At 40.3% G+C, this 16,963-nt stretch carries 12 protein-coding genes and 2 tRNA genes; 12 read left to right on the top strand and 2 right to left on the bottom strand.

What is annotated here, in order from left to right:
* The first annotated feature begins 31 nt into the window (after positions 1-31).
* The 7 genes from fba to trmA all read left to right on the top strand — a co-directional run bounded on the left by fba (position 32) and on the right by trmA (position 8,011).
* Entirely contained in the window at positions 32-1,099 is a 1,068-nt protein-coding gene (fba, locus tag Q0A08_RS16710) for a class II fructose-bisphosphate aldolase (RefSeq protein ID WP_438462650.1), read from the top strand.
* A 118-nt stretch (positions 1,100-1,217) separates the two neighbouring features.
* A tRNA-Leu gene (locus Q0A08_RS16715) sits at positions 1,218-1,302 on the top strand.
* A gap of 468 nt (positions 1,303-1,770) precedes the next feature.
* Positions 1,771-1,855: transfer RNA gene (locus Q0A08_RS16720), tRNA-Leu, on the top strand.
* 634 nt (positions 1,856-2,489) lie between these two features.
* A complete protein-coding gene (locus tag Q0A08_RS16725; RefSeq protein ID WP_438462651.1) occupies positions 2,490-3,506 on the top strand; it encodes a substrate-binding domain-containing protein in 1,017 nt (338 codons plus the stop codon).
* A gap of 14 nt (positions 3,507-3,520) precedes the next feature.
* On the top strand, positions 3,521-6,103 hold the full coding sequence (locus Q0A08_RS16730; protein WP_438462652.1) for a hypothetical protein: 2,583 nt from the start codon (positions 3,521-3,523) through the stop codon (positions 6,101-6,103).
* Between the two features lie 3 nt (positions 6,104-6,106).
* Complete coding sequence (gene mtnN / locus Q0A08_RS16735; protein ID WP_438462653.1) at positions 6,107-6,805, top strand: 5'-methylthioadenosine/S-adenosylhomocysteine nucleosidase; 699 nt, start codon at positions 6,107-6,109, stop codon at positions 6,803-6,805.
* Between the two features lie 108 nt (positions 6,806-6,913).
* Entirely contained in the window at positions 6,914-8,011 is a 1,098-nt protein-coding gene (trmA, locus tag Q0A08_RS16740) for a tRNA (uridine(54)-C5)-methyltransferase TrmA (RefSeq protein WP_438462654.1), read from the top strand.
* Positions 8,012-8,073: 62 nt separating this feature from the next.
* Here trmA and Q0A08_RS16745 read toward each other — a convergent pair whose 3' ends face one another.
* Positions 8,074-8,679 (bottom strand): hypothetical protein, encoded by a 606-nt coding sequence (locus tag Q0A08_RS16745; protein ID WP_438462655.1) that lies wholly within the window; start codon positions 8,677-8,679, stop codon positions 8,074-8,076.
* 204 nt (positions 8,680-8,883) lie between these two features.
* Between Q0A08_RS16745 and serA the strand changes: the two genes are divergently transcribed.
* On the top strand, positions 8,884-10,113 hold the full coding sequence (gene serA, locus Q0A08_RS16750) for a phosphoglycerate dehydrogenase (RefSeq protein WP_438462656.1): 1,230 nt from the start codon (positions 8,884-8,886) through the stop codon (positions 10,111-10,113).
* 84 nt (positions 10,114-10,197) lie between these two features.
* On the opposite strand, the gene Q0A08_RS16755 is transcribed toward serA, so the two are convergent.
* Positions 10,198-12,156, bottom strand: coding sequence for a methyl-accepting chemotaxis protein (locus Q0A08_RS16755; RefSeq protein WP_438462657.1), 1,959 nt, complete (start codon positions 12,154-12,156; stop codon positions 10,198-10,200).
* A 419-nt stretch (positions 12,157-12,575) separates the two neighbouring features.
* Here Q0A08_RS16755 and Q0A08_RS16760 point away from each other — a divergent pair, with 419 nt between their 5' ends.
* The 4 genes from Q0A08_RS16760 (at position 12,576) to Q0A08_RS16775 (ending at position 16,593) form a co-directional block, all read left to right on the top strand.
* Entirely contained in the window at positions 12,576-13,688 is a 1,113-nt protein-coding gene (locus Q0A08_RS16760; RefSeq protein ID WP_438462658.1) for an extracellular solute-binding protein, read from the top strand.
* A gap of 121 nt (positions 13,689-13,809) precedes the next feature.
* Positions 13,810-14,898 (top strand): ABC transporter ATP-binding protein, encoded by a 1,089-nt coding sequence (locus Q0A08_RS16765; RefSeq protein ID WP_438462659.1) that lies wholly within the window; start codon positions 13,810-13,812, stop codon positions 14,896-14,898.
* Entirely contained in the window at positions 14,891-15,778 is an 888-nt protein-coding gene (locus Q0A08_RS16770; RefSeq protein ID WP_438462660.1) for an ABC transporter permease, read from the top strand. Before Q0A08_RS16765 ends, Q0A08_RS16770 begins: the two co-directional genes overlap by 8 nt.
* The gene (locus Q0A08_RS16775) at positions 15,775-16,593 is read left to right on the top strand and encodes an ABC transporter permease (RefSeq protein ID WP_438462661.1); all 819 of its coding nucleotides are present in this window, start codon (positions 15,775-15,777) and stop codon (positions 16,591-16,593) included. The genes Q0A08_RS16770 and Q0A08_RS16775 overlap by 4 nt, the downstream gene beginning before the upstream one ends.
* Positions 16,594-16,963: the final 370 nt, after the last annotated feature.

The raw sequence follows: 16,963 nt of genomic DNA on the forward strand, positions 1-16,963 counted from the left end.
TCTTACGGACGTATTGTCAGAGGAAACTTTTATGCCACTAATTAGTATGCGCCAGTTGTTGGACCATGCAGCAGAACATAGCTATGGTCTACCCGCGTTTAACGTGAACAACATGGAACAAGTTAAAGCAATCATGGAAGCCGCAGATGAAGTAAATTCACCTGTTATCATGCAAGCATCTGCTGGTGCTCGTAAATATGCTGGCTCTCACTTCTTGCGTCATCTTATTGCTGCGGCAATTGAAGACTACCCACATATTCCTGTTGTTATGCACCAGGATCACGGTACTTCTCCTGCTATTTGCCAACGCTCAATTCAGCTAGGTTTCTCATCAGTTATGATGGACGGCTCTTTGTTAGCAAATGGTAAAACACCAGCAAGCTATGAATATAATGTTGATGTAACTCGTCGTACTGTTGAATTTGCTCATGCCTGTGGTGTATCTGTAGAAGGTGAGCTAGGTTGCCTTGGTTCATTAGAAACAGGTCAGGCCGGAGAAGAAGACGGTGTTGGTGCTGAAGGGACATTGTCTCTTGCTCAGATGCTAACAGACCCTGCAGAAGCCGTTGAGTTTGTTAATGCAACGGGTATTGATGCTTTGGCTGTAGCAATTGGTACTAGTCATGGTGCTTACAAGTTTACACGTCCACCAACAGGCGATGTACTTGATATCGAACGTATCAGCAAAATCGTTGAATTGTTGCCAAATACACATATCGTATTGCACGGTTCTTCTTCTGTGCCACAAGACTGGTTAGAAATTATCAACGAGTATGGTGGTGATATCCCAGAAACTTACGGTGTACCAGTAGAAGAGATTGTTAAAGCGATTCGTTATGGTGTACGTAAAGTCAATATCGATACGGATTTACGTCTAGCAGCTACTGGTGCGATTCGTCGTAGCCTTGCAGAGCACAAAGGTAACTTTGACCCACGTAAATATTTAACTGAAAGCATTAAAGCAATGAAGACAGTTTGTATTGATCGTTATGAAGCATTTGGTAGTGCTGGTCAAGCGTCTCGTATTCGTACTATTGACCTTGAAGAAATGGCTGTACGCTATGAGCGTGGTGAATACGCGAATGGTCGTAAATTTTAAATCTTGATGTATGGTGTAAGTATTCGCTAAGTAAGAACTTTTTTGAATGTTTTTTCATGAAAATTGCAAAAAACTATTGACGAAGAATCTGACTTGCATATAATGCTCGCCATTCCTTGCGGGAGTGGTGGAATTGGTAGACACGCTGGTTTTAGGTACCAGTGCTTTACGGCGTGAGAGTTCGAGTCTCTCCTTCCGCACCAAGAATTCGAAAAAACCGATACTTTTTAAGTGTCGGTTTTTTTTCGTCTGTAGAAAATAGATTTGATTTTGGGGCTTGTTTTAGATACCAGTGCTTTACGACGTGGCTTTTTATGGAAGACAAGTCGAATCTTCCTTCCAATGCCACGAATTCAAAAAAGCCGATACTTTTTAAGTGTCGGTTTTTTTTTCGTCTGTAGAAAATAGATTTGATTTGGGGGCTGGTTTTAGACACCAGTGCTTTACGGCGTGGCTTTTTATTTATGGCAAATCGAGTCTCTCTTTCCGCACCAAGCAATTGCCTTTAAAGATCAAAGAAACTGATTTTTTTTAAGTGTCAGTTTTTCTTTATAAAGAGAGGGGAGGGGGGTTGAATTATTAGGCATTGAGTAGTTTGGAAAATAATTCAACTATTTTTCACAAAAGGCTTGACTGAAATTCAAACTAACCTATAATCTCGCCCACTCTTTGCGGGAGTGGTGGAATTGGTAGACACGCTGGTTTTAGGTACCAGTGCTTTAGGGCGTGAGAGTTCGAGTCTCTCCTTCCGCACCAAGAATTCGAAAAAACCGATACTTTTTAAGTATCGGTTTTTTTTCGTCTGTAGAAAATAGATTTGATTTGAGGGCTGGTTTTAGATATGAGTGTTTTACGACGTGGCTTTTTATGAAAGACAAGTCGAGTCTTCCTTCCAATGCCACGAATTCAAAAAGCCGATGCTTTTTAAGTATCGTTTTTTTTCGTTTGTAGAAAATGAGTTGAGTAGATTTGGTGTCGCTGCTTTTAGACGTAAGTAGTTTTAGGTATCGTACTTTACGACGTGACCTTTTATGAAAGACAAGTCGAGTCACCTCCTCAATATCAAGCCATTACCTTTTAAAGAGCAAAGAAACCGATGCTTTTAAGTATTGGTTTTTTTGTCTGTAGAGAATGATTTTATATTTCTTGAGTCCTGATCAAAACCGATCCTTTCTCTTTATCCTCGTTTAATATTGCTGGCTTTAGGTCAGTAAGCGATTGATTATCTTTGTGCTCTAGCTTTACCCGGCTTACCAAGAGGGTGCTCACTTGGTATTATTATTCATTCTGGCTGTATTAAAACTTAATCTAGGGAGCTCCAGCCAGCAAGGAGCTTTGATCTTGTGAGGATAATATTATCTTTATACTGCGCCTATTGGTTGTTTTTTGCTTGTTTGTTCAGGCTGCTAACGCTTTTCCTCAAAGTACGAACTCTTCCGTTCTAACGAATCAGGCCTTTTTCTCTCAGTTTCCTTATCAATGGCCTTTGATGGAGCAGCTGTCACTTAAAGTAAAAGCTAGCCCGACACCTAACTCTGTTGTTCAGGAAAGAAGTATTCGAGTCATGTGGGTCATTTCTAATGCTTTTCAGGCGAGAAAAGCCTTCCCTGCTATCGAGTTGTTTAAACAAAGAATGAAGGCGCTGAAACTGGATTATCAATTGATGGTGATTCAGTATGATGAAGGCAGCAGCTACCAAGAATATATTAAGCGCTTTAAACAAGGCTTGGCGTTTCAACCTGACTATTTGATCTCTTCCTTAACTTCGTCGGTAAATCGTAAGCTCATTGAGCAAGTGCTGATAAAAGATCAAACGAAAGTCATTGTATTTGATGCTGCCACACCTGTTATTTCTTGGCTAAATTCTCCGCCTTTAATGTATGTGGGTTTAGATGATAGAGCAATCGCACGTCGATTTGCTCAATATATCGACTCTATTTACCCTTTAGAAACTAAGATATCGGCTATTATGTTGCCAGCAGGCTATGTGAACCAGACACGCTGTGATGCTTTTATTGATGCTATGCATTCACGTGGTCGTAAGCTTTCTAAAATTTTCTATTCTGATGCGACTGAATTAGACACCTATAAATATGTGGTAAAAACGTTTGGTAACAAGAAGAAAACGGAGTTTATCTTTAGTTGCTCCTCTGCTATTGCTGCAGGGGTATTGAAAGCTGTCAATGAGAAAGGCCTTAAACTTGCAACAAACAGCTGGCGTTATACATCACAAGAGCAAAAGGCCTTAGATAAGGGAACCTTGATAGTGACCCTAGAGAAAGATGTAAAAGAGTTTAGTTTTGTGATAGCAGAAACGATTCAATCTGATTTAACTGGGCATGATTTGCCTAAACTTTATATTCCTTCTTCCGCATTAATTTCTGCGGTATCGCCACTGACTCGTTAAAGGGAATTGATATTATGGCAATGGATAAAGTCGCGGTAAGCCTCAGAAAAAGGCATAGGATGCAAATCGCTCTTGTGTTGATGTTTGTTTATATTTTGGTGGCGATTGTATTTTTGTTTGTTACCAAAGAACAGATTGAGCGAGATAACCAAGCCGATCTGGCTGTCAGGCATTTTACTGTATCTCAAGCATTGCATGGCTTCTTATTAAGTGCGGAATATGAGTTAAGCAGTACAGTGCAAGTCTTGTTAAATACAGAAGAAGAAATGGATCTAGATTTAGGTCGATTATTTGATCGGCATGATGAGTTTTTGTTTGGCAGCTTAGATTTCTTTTATGTGGAGTGGGCTGAACAAGGCAATATTCTCGACCCTAGAACTCATCTGTTTACTCAAGACTCAATAGACAGGCTTATCTCTAAGTCTAAATTAGGGCGTTGGACCTTACAGCAAACTCAAGATGGTGCAAGCATCCTGATTAATAAGAAAAAAATTGTGAGTTTAGATGGGGACTGGAAAGGCTATTTGTATGGCTTCATTTCCCTCAATAACAATGTCACTTTAGCCAACCGATTGTTGAAAAGTGCTGAAATTGATGAAATTAAACTTTTATCCCCAGAACAAGATATTCTGCTATCTGAACGTCATTTGTCGTTACCTGAAAATTTAAAGTTAAACTTTTATCGTGCTGATTTACAAATTGTCAAAGAAGGCTTGGCGTTTGATCTGCAAATCGCAAAAGAGGTGACAAGCTCGAGTACCGTTTGGCAAAGATATCTGTATTGGATGGTTTTCTTTAGCATAGGCTTGTTTCTTTTATATTTTGTTCTAGTTCAATTATCACAGCGTTTATTTAACCACGCTCTACATATGTTTGAGTTGGGGCTAGATTCTGATGATGAGTCAGAGTTCATTGAGCTAAGACACTTGCAGCGTAAAATGAATGATAAGAGTGCTCAGGTCAGTAATCAGTTAAGCCGATTCAATTTATTAATGGATGCGTCCAATGCGGCCATCATTTTTTGTGATGATGTGGCTTTGGTACAAAATATAAATCATAAAGCGAGCACGTTATTCTCGGAAAGTAATCGTGGTCGAACAGTATTCGATTTTATGCCTGTTGCTTGCCATCAAGCGCTGCAAAAAGCGCTTAAAGGTGAAGTGGGCATTGAGTTTGAGTTAACGATTCCAAATGTAAATAGCATTTATCAGTGGCAGCTCATTCCCTATATGACAGATAGTCACTATCGAGGTGTCGCTTTGATAGGGCATGATGTGACTCATATTCAGCAGCTTGAATGGCAGCTAAATGAATTAAAAGTTGAAAGTTATGGGCCATCAAGCTCAGTTGAAATAGACCTTATATTAAACGAGATTAATCACCAAATCGTATTTTTTGATACCGAGTCTTTTGTAGAAGCTAGAAACTGGCAAAAAGCGATTATTACTTGCTTAAGGGAGTTGCTGAATGAGCCAACCAGCATGGATCAAATTACATTGGGTGACTTGTTGCAACAACGTCTCTTATTGACCCCTTGTAACTTGGGGCGCTTTGGTTATCTCAAGATTGAATGTGACCTAGCTTCTGCATTGGTTCAAAGTCGTTGGAGTACAGATTTAGGTTTATTAATTAACGCTCTTGTTATGTCTGTACATGCTAGTGAGTTAATTGAAGAGAAAAGGCTTTCAATTTGTGTAACTGAAAATCAATTACGCTTTGAAGTGGTAGGTATCAGTGATACCAGGCCTATTTTTGCTTGGCTAAATAAAACCATTTGCGGGCGTTTAGGTATAGAAGCTAAACGGATTAAAACTAATCAAATTTCAATTGTTTATCCTCTAGGAGAAACGCCGTTAGGCCGTATTAATTTGCCTGATCATATTAAAGTGGCATGGCTCGCAAATGATTATGCAATGGCTAATCAGGTTGAAGCGGTATTGAAAAAGCTGAATTGTTCGGTACATGCTTTTTCTTCGGCAGAAAGTTTCTTTACCGAAGTGGGCAGCACTGATGAAATAGATATCTTATTAATTGCTTATGACGAATTACAGCCAGAGTGGCGAGAGTTGCCTGCTATTTTAAAAACTCGATTGGCACGTCAGAGAATTCCGGTTGCTTGGGTGGGGAATCAAGATAAACATGAGATAGATGGTTATCCAAACTTCTCCGCTTGTGCTCATGAATATAGCCTAGCACGATTTATTGAGCCGATTCTGAGCCTAGATAGCATCGCTTTGCAGGACTGCTTGGCCGATGATGATGCTTGGCTGGTTGTGGGTGGCTCGAGTATCAGTCGCGCTATATTGTATGAAGAGTTAACCCAGCTTAAAATATCCCCTTATTTGGTGCCTTCTTTAGAGGGGCATTTATCACTATTTAGCCATCAAAAGGTTAAAGCCGTTCTCTTGTTGGATGACGTGGATAATGAGCACATTGTTTGGTTAAGAAAAGAGCACCCTAACCTTATGATAGTGTCTTTGAGCTCGGCCTCAAGTTCTGGGGTTAATCAATATCAAATGAAAAAACCTTATCGTAAAGAACAAGTGAAATCTCTAGTTGAATTTGTTCATAATAAAATCGCCCTGTTTGAGGAGTAATATATGAGTTTGGTCGGTATCATCGGCGCAATGGAAGAAGAAGTTGCCTTAATAAAAGGGTGGATGACAAACCTTGAAACCCAGTCTATTGCGGGTTGTGAGTTTTATCTAGGACAGCTAGATGGTAAGGAAGTGGTACTACTTCAATCTGGCATTGGTAAAGTAAATGCAGCAGTTTCTACCACTTTGCTTCTGTCAAAGTTCGCGCCTTCAAAAGTGATTAACATTGGCTCTGCTGGCGGTTATGCACAAAGTCTAAACGTGGGTGATGTCGTCATTTCTGATCAAGTTTGTCACCACGACGTTGATGTGACTGTCTTTGGTTACAGTATGGGCCAAGTGCCAGGCATGCCTGCAACTTATGCCGCTGATAATGCGTTAATTACTGAAGCTAAAGCGGCTGTCGCTAGACTTGATTTAGTTAAAGCAGAAGTCGGTCTTATCGGTACAGGTGATAGCTTTATGCAAGATCCAGTGCGAGTAGAAAAAGTGAGAGCTGACTTCCCTGAATTACTTGCAGTTGAAATGGAAGCCGCGGCAGTTGCACAAGTGTGCGTTAAGTTTGAAACGCCTTTTGTCGTTGTTCGCGCCTTATCTGATATTGCGGGTAAAGAGTCATCACAAAGCTTCGAAGAATTTCTTGTTGTCGCAGCTAAAAACTCCTCCGCTATGGTTCGTGAAATGCTAAGTGCACTAAATTAACCCTTCTTAATCTTTTCATAACGGGTTCCCTTAACTAGATTCGCATTGTCTTTAGGGAACTCGTATAATTCCGCGCCTAATAACATCACCTGACTACTTGGAAAACGCATGAGACCGGATCAAATTCAAATCGATCAATATCAGCCACAATTGGCCGAAAAAATCAGTCGTCTTGACGAACTTATGGCGACGTTGGATTTACCTGCTGCTGAAATTTTTGAAAGTGAAGCAAGTCACTATCGTATGCGTGCAGAGTTTCGTATCTGGCATGATGGTGATGACATGTATTACGCCATGTTCGATTCGAATGATCCAAGAACGCCAATCCGTGTTGATCAATTCCCGGTTGCTTCATTAATGATTAATGAATTGATGCCTGCTTTGTTAGATGCTGTTAAAACAGTGCCAGTGCTACGTCATAAGCTGTTTCAAGTAGACTTTCTGACAACGCAAACCGGCGAAGCTTTAATTAGCATGCTTTACCATAAGCCGATTGACGAAGAGTGGTTTGCTGCGGCACAAACCTTGAATGAAGCTTTCCCTCATTGTCACTTTATTGGCCGTAGCCGTAAGAAGAAAATGATCTTAACCCGTGACTTTGTTATGGAAACTTTAACGATAAACGGTAAGAAATATCATTATCAGCAAGTTGAAAATAGCTTCACCCAGCCTAATGCAGGTATTAATGAATCTATGTTGAGCTGGGCGCTTGATGTTACTCAAAATGAATCTGGTGATTTGTTAGAAATGTACTGCGGTAATGGCAATTTCTCGATTCCATTAGCACGTCGCTTTGATCGTGTCGTCGCGACAGAAATCTCCAAAGTTTCAGTGAATTCAGCTCAGTTGAATATTGCTATCAATGGCATGTCGAATGTACAAGTCGTGAAGATGGCGAGTGAGGATGTGTCTGCTGCATTAAATGGCCAAACTGAACTGCCAAAGCAACTGGTTCAAGCGGGTATGGAAAGTCTAGAGCCAAGTGTTGTGTTAGTTGACCCTCCTAGAGCTGGGTTAGACTCTGATACTGTTGAGTTAATTCGTAAGGTTGATAAGATTCTTTATATTTCCTGTAACCCTGAAACACTGAAAGCGAATTTAGAAGCGCTATCGGACACTCATAAAGTTGAGCGTTACGCTGTATTTGATCAATTCCCTTATACTCATCATATCGAGACGGGCGTGTATTTGGTACGTCGATCTTAGGGTCACAGATAAGACATAAAAAAAGCGACTCATAGTCGCTTTTTTTATGTTTGTGATTAGAGTTAAGCTCGTGTACTAATTGACTGACCTAGTGCTGACTCAGGGCTTATATTGTATTGAGTCACCACGCTGGCACTTCTGCTGGTGTTATTTGGGCTGGATTGAACGGGTGGAGGTGAGCTCTCCGCTGTACGGCTTTCACTTCTCTCTGGTTCTTCTCTTCTTGGTTCTGGTCTTGGTGCTTCATCTGGTGCTTGTGTTCTTACCTGTCCGGATTCAAGTCTTAACTCTTCTTGTGTGCCGATGTTTAAGGTTTGGTCATTATCAGTTTGAGAATCACTAAGCTCTGTATTCCCTGCGTTAGCGTACCTTTCTTCACTAATTTCTATCGTTCTAAAGCTTTGGGTTATGCTTTTTTCTGTCTGTGATATTTCAGCTCTAAATGCTTCGCTTTGTTGGCTGCTTTGAACTGTCTCTCTTTCTAGCGTTTCTTGTGCTAATTGTCTGCCTGCAGCAGAAAGCTCGACTCTAACATCTGGGCTGCCAATAGTACTCGAAGGGGACGAAAGATTGGTATTGGAATTTGGCGTGCCGACATTAAGCGAGTCTAAGCTTTGCGGGCTCGCAAGCGTCGATCTATCAGCTATAGGTAGGATGCCAGTTTCCATGAGAATGCCATTTTGTACAATATATGATCAATAAGTTTACTCTAATATGGCCGTGTCTGCCAAATTAGTTTTGCTGAATAGTCAGTATTAATTATTTTCTTATCATAATGAAATACATTCGAGTATCTTGTCTGCGACATACAATGTTGTGTGTTAACATGTTTGTGATTTTTCCCCACACCACGAAGAGAAGTTAAACAAGTCATGAGTACCACCTCACTAGATAAAGCTAAGATTAAGATTTTACTGCTAGAAGGCGTGCATCAATCTGCATTAGATGCGCTTAATGAAGCAGGCTATACCAATATAGAATTTCATAAAACTGCGTTGGCTGAAGATGAGCTAATCAAGAAAATCGAAGAAGCGCACTTTATTGGTATTCGTTCCCGTACTCAATTGAACGAGAAAGTACTTTCTCACGCGAATAAGCTAATGGCCATAGGTTGTTTCTGTATAGGAACAAACCAGGTTAATTTAGAAGCAGCGAGTGCGAAAGGTATTGCCGTCTTTAATGCACCTTTCTCAAATACCCGTAGTGTTGCTGAATTAGTTATAGGCCAACTGATTCTATTATTACGCGGTATTCCAGAAAAAAGCGCGGTTTGTCACCGTGGTGGATGGATGAAATCAGCTGTTGGTTCCTATGAAGCCCGCGGTAAGCGCTTGGGTATCATAGGTTACGGTAGCATAGGAACACAGTTGAGTGTCTTAGCTGAATCATTGGGAATGGAAGTATACTTCTATGACATAGTGACTAAGTTGCCTCTAGGTAATGCGCGTCAAATTAAAAGCCTGAACAAGTTATTGTCTACCTGTGATGTAATTAGTTTGCATGTACCAGAGACTGCATCTACAAAACTTATGATAGGTGCTGAAGAGATTGCGCGCATGAAAGATGAAGCTATCTTCATGAATGCGTCTCGCGGAACAGTGGTAGACCTTGAAGCACTCGCTGCGGCCATGAGAGAAGGCCGTTTAAATGGTGCCGCAATTGATGTATTCCCCGTTGAGCCTAAAGGTAATGCTGACGAATTCGTTTCGCCTTTACGTGGATTGGATAATGTTATCCTGACACCTCACGTAGGTGGTAGCACAATGGAAGCACAAGAAAATATAGGTGTTGAAGTGGCTGAAAAGCTAGTTAAATATTCTGATGTAGGTACAACGATTGCTTCTGTTAACTTCCCTGAAGTGGCGCTACCAGCACAAGATGGTAATCATCGTCTATTACACATTCACGAGAACCGCCCAGGAATCTTAACTAAGATTAATGGCATCTTCTCTGATAACAATATTAACATCACAGGCCAATACCTAAGAACCAGTGAAAACATTGGTTATATGGTGATGGATGTTGATGCTGCAAACAGTGACTTAGCTTTGGAAAAAGTGAAAGAAGTTGAAGGTACAGTTCGCGCTCGTATCTTGTTCTAACTGTCAGTATTGCAAATAAAAAAGGACGATCTAGATCGCCCTTTTTTTTGTTTTTGCTAATGTTAAGAACCAAATTTCTAAGTGCTAAATACCTAAGCTGACAGAGATTTCATTTACACGTTTAGTAATAGTGGCAGAAACCTTATTTAAAAACTGTTCTGATTCGTGGGCTTTGCCTTTTACTTGGGACATGGCGTGATTAAGTGATTGCATCTCAGTTTTCTGCTCTGCTGCATAACGTGTTGCCTTTTGAGCTAGCTCGGAAGATTGCTTCGATTTCTCACTGACCTCAAATGCAGAATCCCCCAGTTGTGCGGTTAGGCTGACTTGAGAATCACTGGCTGATTCAATCTTATCCAGAGATTGGCTTAAATTCTGGGTAGAAGAGGTTAAGCGGCTAAGAATTGAGGTGATTTCCCCTAAAGAATCCTGCGTCTTGCTAGATAAGGTACGTACTTCTGTAGCAACAACGGCAAAGCCTCTACCGTGTTCGCCAGCTCGTGCCGCTTCAATCGCTGCGTTTAAAGCGAGTAAGTTAGTTTGTTCTGAAATATCTCGGATAGAAGACACAATTGATGAAGCATCATTGACTGAATCTTCCAAGCCATTAAGAGATTGACGGCTTTGGGTTAAGGTTTGCATTGCTATTTGGTTTGCTTGTTTCAGGCTTTGGGCTTGTTCGACACTGCTTTGCATGGCAAGACTAGTTTCACTGGCGTAACCTTCCACTTCCTGAGCCCTTACTTCTGCTTTATTAGCAAGAATATTTACCTGCTCAGTAATACTCGTGGTTTTGCTTAACTCATGGTTTGATTCCTGATTAAGACTATTAATGTCATCGAAGGCATTTAGCACTTTATTTAGGGAGTCGGAAATTTTTGCCAGCTCTTTATCTCGTTTCTGTTTTTGCTTTTCAACATAAGCCAAATATTGATTAAAATAATGAGCGGTTTCAGATAACTCATTTTTCTGTTTACCAACATTGATGGGGTCAGAGCTTTGTGTCTCAACAAGAGAAGTGACAGCGGATAAAAGATTTTTAGCGCTTTTTACAACGATACGAGAAAGGAATAGATGGGTAAGGGCGCTTACGCTCACCATCAGTAATATAAACAAAGCAAAAGCAAAAATAATTTTCTCTTGAGTTTGCTCTGATTGAATCGAGATAGCTTGGGTACCTAATTCAAGTTTTGCTTGTAGTTTACTTACTTGAGCACGTAGATCTGCTTGCGCATTCTGCATATGAGTAATACCACTCAAGCTGTTATTTACATCCTTCATGTATCGATTAACCCAAGAGCTAATCTCAGACTGCATTTCTATGATTGGATTTTCTGTTTTTTCCTCTTCTTCAGCCCAGCCCATTAACGCACTTAAATCATCTGTTTCTTCCTCTTTTTCCTGATTGGAAAAATTATTTGGTAACGCAGACATAGCACTAACCGTTTTGTAAAAGGTGTCTGCTTCAGAAGCTAAAGCTGCTTTGTTCTTTGCTGTATTGGCTTGTAGGAATTGCTCGGTATTATCGCTAAGACTAATAAAGTGCTTTTTAAGTTTTGCGTCCATCTCTAACAAGGTGACTTTATCTGCCAAGCTTAGATTTGTATGAGGCTGATGAATAAAGTCTGAGTAGGTATCGATGGCTTGTGACATTTGACGTTGGTTATTACGTATTAAAGCAAAGGTATCTCCCGACAGTTTCCCTGCCGCACGAATGTCGCCATCTAATTTAAGGCTAATACTTTCGAGTAATGGATTTATGTCAGTTTGAATTTCGTTAGGTAGTGCTGTTAGTTGCTGTTTGATATCTGTATTGATGAGGTTGATTGATTCTTGCAGTTTGGTGGCTTCACCAAAATTTAAATAACTTTCAATCTTGTCTTTCAGTGACACGCTAGCCAGAGTTAATAATTGATTATATTGATCGGTTGTCGCCATCGTTTGACGAAATTGCAGGATACTCCAAGTGAGGGTTAAGGCTAGCAAGCTAGTGATCACAAGATAGGTGAAAGTCGTTATTTTAGTCACACGGGAAATTGTCAAAATTCTTACCCTTTGTTTACGTATGTTACAAAACATTAAGATATTGTGAAGTAATGTATAAAAACTAGATGTCAGTTTTGTTACATTCACGAAGAAAAGAGTAAGAAGAATCGAAAAATTTGAAAACAAAGATTATTGAAGAGAAATGAACATAAGATCTTCAAAATAGAAGAAAAATTGTCGAATATCGCAAATTGATAATAGGTTTTTATAACTTCAATTTATGCTTTTTTTCACTTTTATATCAAAATTGACTTCCAAATTCATCTCAGTGTCATTATCGTGTTGTAGCTTCTTTTATAATTAAATGAATGTTTAAAGATAGAAGAGCGTTCAGTTAATGTTTAAACAGACCTAAATACACAGAATGATTTAAGTCCAATCCCATATTAATAATAAAGATTTAGCGGAGTAAGAACATGACCCTTTCACGTCGTAATTTTGTTAAAAGTGCGACCGCAGCAGGCGCGGTAGCGGCAACACCTTTTACTATTAGTAAAGCGGTTGCAGCAAACAAGGAGCTGCGCATTTATGCGTGGGCCGGCTATATCACAGATGAAATGCTTGCAGACTTCAAAGCAAAAACAGGTATTAATGCAACTTTCACACCTTATGGTACCAATGACGAATTGATGAACTCATTGCGTGCAACTGACGGTACAGGCTTCGACATTATTATGCCGACAGTAGACCGTGTACCTGGTTATGTTGATTTTGATCTAGTTCAACCTTTAGACACATCTCGTGTTAACTGGGACGGCTGCCTTGAGAGTGCTGTAAAAGGCTCAGAAGTTGGTGGTATTGTTGATGGTAAACGCTACTTTGCCCCTTCTGACTGGGGTACTGAGGCCATTGCTTTTAACACAGATTACGCAAAAGTTGATCGTAACAACCTAAGTTATGGTGATCTTTGGAAACCAGAGCATGCTGGTGGTGTTACCGTACGTGGGCACTCTGCATTGGTTGGTATAGGTTTATGGCTTGAAAGCATGGGCAAACTACCTTATCCACTACTTGATTCTTATAAGAATGAAAAGGCAATGCGAGCGAACTTCGACGTTATCTTGAAAACAGCGACTGAACACAAAGCTGCAATCGCTCAGTACTGGTCGACAGAAAACGAAGCACAAGGTGCATTCCGTACTAATGGTGCAATCATTGGTCAAACTTGGGATAGTACTGCGTTCAAACTTAAGCAAGAAGGTGAGCCTGTTGCTTATGCCGCACCAAAAGAAGGTGCTTTGGCTTGGATGGAAGGTTTTGTTATTCCTAAAAATGCTAACAATGTTGACTCAGCTTACGAATTCATTAACTGGTACTACACACCAGAAGCTGGCGCAATGTTTGTAGAGTCGACAGGTTATAACTCTACTTCGAAAGGATCTGATGCTTTACTACCAGAAGCAACTAAACAGTTTTTCCAAGACTCATACACTGAGAAAGAACTTAAAAACCTATGGTGGTGGCCTATCCAAGAACCTTGGTATGTGGCTTTGCGTAACGAATACCAAGATCGTTACTTATCTGCATAGAAACTTTTAAGTAAAGCTCCTAGCCCAGAATTTGGGGTGGGGGCTTTTTTTGTCCCTTATTATTTACCTGCAAAACGTATTGCTTTTAGCAGGTTCGCGTATATGAAAGTAGAGAGAAAAAATGGATAGCAGTGTTCACCTAGATAATGTTGTTATGAATTTTGGCGATTTCACTGCCGTTCAGAAAACAGATTTAAAAATAGAATCAGGCGAGTTTTTTAGTTTTCTTGGTCCATCTGGTTGCGGTAAAACAACCATACTTAACATGATTAGTGGCTTTCTAGACCCTAGTGAAGGGGATGTCAGAATTGGTGGTAAAGCCATGCGTGGTGTACCTGCTAACAAACGCCCAACATCAATGATATTCCAAAACCTCGCTTTGTTCCCGCTTATGACAGTGGCTGAGAATATTGAATTTGGTCTTGAGGTGCGTGGCGTATCTAAAGCAGAACGTAAAAAAACCTCAGATAGATTATTAGAATTGGTTGCACTAGATGGCAGCGGTACCAAACAGGTATCTGAACTGTCTGGTGGACAAAAACAGCGTATTGCGATTGCGCGTGCTTTAGCAGTAGAGCCACAAGTTCTTTTACTTGATGAGCCATTATCAGCTTTAGACTTAAAGTTACGCCAACATATGCGTACAGAGTTGAAAGATATTCAACGTAAAACTGGCATTACCTTTATCTATATTACACACGACCAAGGTGAAGCATTAACCATGTCAGATCGTGTAGGTGTTATGTCTGCCGGTAAGCTACAGCAGGTTGCTGATCCTATTACGCTGTATCGTGAACCAAAAACAGAGTTTGTAGCTTCTTTCGTAGGCGAGAACAACGCGATTGCAGGTTCGGTGGAAGGCGTAGAGGGCAGTAATGTAACGGTTAATTGCGCTGGTCTAGGTTTATTAACTGGTCGCGGTATTGGTGCTATTTCTAAAGGTCAAAGCGTTAACTTATTTATCCGACCTGAGCTGATTCGTGTTGGACAAGCCGCAGAAGCAGGTTGTGATGTTAGGTTTGAGGCAAACATCACAGAAATTAACTTTGAAGGTTCTTACCTTACCCTAAATACACAAATGGGATCTCAATCTATCTCAGTACAAATTGGTGCAGAGCAGTATACAGCTGATCTTGTTGCTGGTGCGAAGGTTAAGTTAGGCTTTATTAGCCAAGATGCAGTGGTAATTGCAAGGGGGGAGAATGTTTAGCCAACTAAAAGCAAGATTTGGTGGTGGCATGGCGTTGGGTATCCTCGCTATGATAATGCTGTGGCTTATAGTGCTTGTTATATTGCCGCAGTTCTTGATGGTCGATTATTCCTTTAGACCTAACTTGTTACCTAGAGAAGTAGGTGGTCCGAAAGATACCTACTCTCTTATAAACTATGAAACCCTGTTTGGTAACCAGATTCACCTTGCCATCTTTGCTAAAACAATTTGGTCGAGTGTGTTAGTGACTTTACTGACCTTGTTAGTCAGTTACCCTTTGGCCTTTTATCTGGCAAAAGTGGCGACACCTAGGCAAGCAGCATTATGTATCCTTCTTTTAATTATTCCTTTTTGGATTAATGAAATTTTAAGAACCTTCTCTTGGTACATTATTCTTGCCTATAAAGGACCGCTAAATGCCATGTTATTGGCATTGGGCTTCATTGATAGGCCTATTCGTTTCTTGTCTGGCGATACTGGAGTCATGATAGGTATGGTTTATGCCTATATTCTTTTCATGATATTCCCTATCTACAATGCCATTGAAAGTTTGGACATGAACCAAATTAAAGCCGCTAGAAGTTTAGGTGCGGGTTGGATCAGAACTCACTATAGAGTAATTATTCCTCATGCAAAACCGGGTATAGCAACCGGTTGTATCATGACGTTTATGTTGGCAGCAGGCAGTTACGCTGTACCGGCATTACTTGGTTCACCAGGTAGTCGATGGTTTACTCAGATAATTTATAATTGGTTCTTTGAAGGTGGTAACTGGAACCAAGGTGCAGCGTATGCCTTCTTACTTTTGATTATCTGTATTGGTTTTATTGCATTGGTAATGCGTGTCTTTAAAGTTGGTTTAGGAGATATCGCACGATGAAATCAGAAACCATTATGCGTTGGGGTATTCGCTTCTATATAGGTGTGTTTTTTACTTACCTATTTATTCCTCTCATTATCATGGGAGCAGCAACCTTTAATGATAGTCGCTTCCCAACTGTTTCCCCTTGGAAGGGTGCAACTCTAAAGTGGTTTGAAGCTTTGGCTCAAGATGGTGCCATGTGGCAAGCACTTTGGACGAGTGTCATTGTGGCCGCAGGTGTTCTAGTTGTCGCTGTGCCTATTGGTATTTGTTGTGCCTTGTTCTTGTCTACTTATCAAGGCAAGGGTAAAACCTTTTTATATTCTTTGATGATGTCGCCTTTATTAACTCCTGGTGTCATAGTTGGTATTTCTACATTGATATTCTGGAAAGGTATGGGTGTGAGTGGGGGGGTTATGCTAACGGTCATTGCGCAAACTACCTTTATTGCCGCTTACGTTATGTTGATGGTATTAGCTAGGTTACAACGTTTTGATAGGACGCTAGAAAATGCTGCATTAAGTTTAGGAGCAAACCAATGGCAAACATTTCGCCGTATTTTGTTACCGTACTTAAAGCCAGCTATTATCTCAGCTGCCGCAATTGCCTTCTTGCAGTCATTTGAAAACTACAACACGACATTATTCGTGAAAGGTTATGATACTACCTTAACGGTTTATATCGCTTCTAAAGTAAGAACAGGTTTGACACCTGCCGTAAACGCTTTAGGGCTTATCATGATATTAACAACAGTTGTGATTGCTGTTATTTACGAACTTAAGCGTCGTAAAGAAGCTGCGCAAGCCGCGAAGTTGGTAGTAGCTGAAGACTAGTTCACTAGCTGACTAGTAAAAAGCGAGTTTTGCTTGTAGTTAAAAGCAAAACTCGCTTTTTTTGTATAAAAACTGGCCAAATTTGAAACCCCTGCTAATCTAATCATCACTTTTGAGATTAATTGATAAATATTCGAGAAAGTACTTGCCATAAAATCTGAGATGTATATTATACGCATCCACTGACACGGGGTAGCAAACAAAGCTTACACCGACAAGCTACCAAGTAGCTAACTACAAACGTTCACTCTTATTTAGAAAATGTTTAGTAAGTCAGACGCTCTTTAAAATAGTTAATCAGATAATTTGTGTGGGCACTCGCTAGAGACTTCAGCAGGTTATTCGAGTTGTTAATTACTACGGTGATTGA

The organism is Marinomonas sp. PE14-40 (genome assembly GCF_051623805.1).
GTDB lineage: Bacteria > Pseudomonadota > Gammaproteobacteria > Pseudomonadales > Marinomonadaceae > Marinomonas.

Coding starts and splice junctions, on each gene's coding strand:
- fba (WP_438462650.1), top strand. CDS start 32: ATGCCACTAATTAGTATGCGCCAGTTGTTGGACCATGCAGCAGAACAT.
- Q0A08_RS16730 (WP_438462652.1), top strand. CDS start 3,521: ATGGCAATGGATAAAGTCGCGGTAAGCCTCAGAAAAAGGCATAGGATG.
- mtnN (WP_438462653.1), top strand. CDS start 6,107: ATGAGTTTGGTCGGTATCATCGGCGCAATGGAAGAAGAAGTTGCCTTA.
- trmA (WP_438462654.1), top strand. CDS start 6,914: ATGAGACCGGATCAAATTCAAATCGATCAATATCAGCCACAATTGGCC.
- Q0A08_RS16745 (WP_438462655.1), bottom strand. CDS start 8,679: ATGGAAACTGGCATCCTACCTATAGCTGATAGATCGACGCTTGCGAGC.
- serA (WP_438462656.1), top strand. CDS start 8,884: ATGAGTACCACCTCACTAGATAAAGCTAAGATTAAGATTTTACTGCTA.
- Q0A08_RS16760 (WP_438462658.1), top strand. CDS start 12,576: ATGACCCTTTCACGTCGTAATTTTGTTAAAAGTGCGACCGCAGCAGGC.
- Q0A08_RS16765 (WP_438462659.1), top strand. CDS start 13,810: ATGGATAGCAGTGTTCACCTAGATAATGTTGTTATGAATTTTGGCGAT.
- Q0A08_RS16770 (WP_438462660.1), top strand. CDS start 14,891: ATGTTTAGCCAACTAAAAGCAAGATTTGGTGGTGGCATGGCGTTGGGT.
- Q0A08_RS16775 (WP_438462661.1), top strand. CDS start 15,775: ATGAAATCAGAAACCATTATGCGTTGGGGTATTCGCTTCTATATAGGT.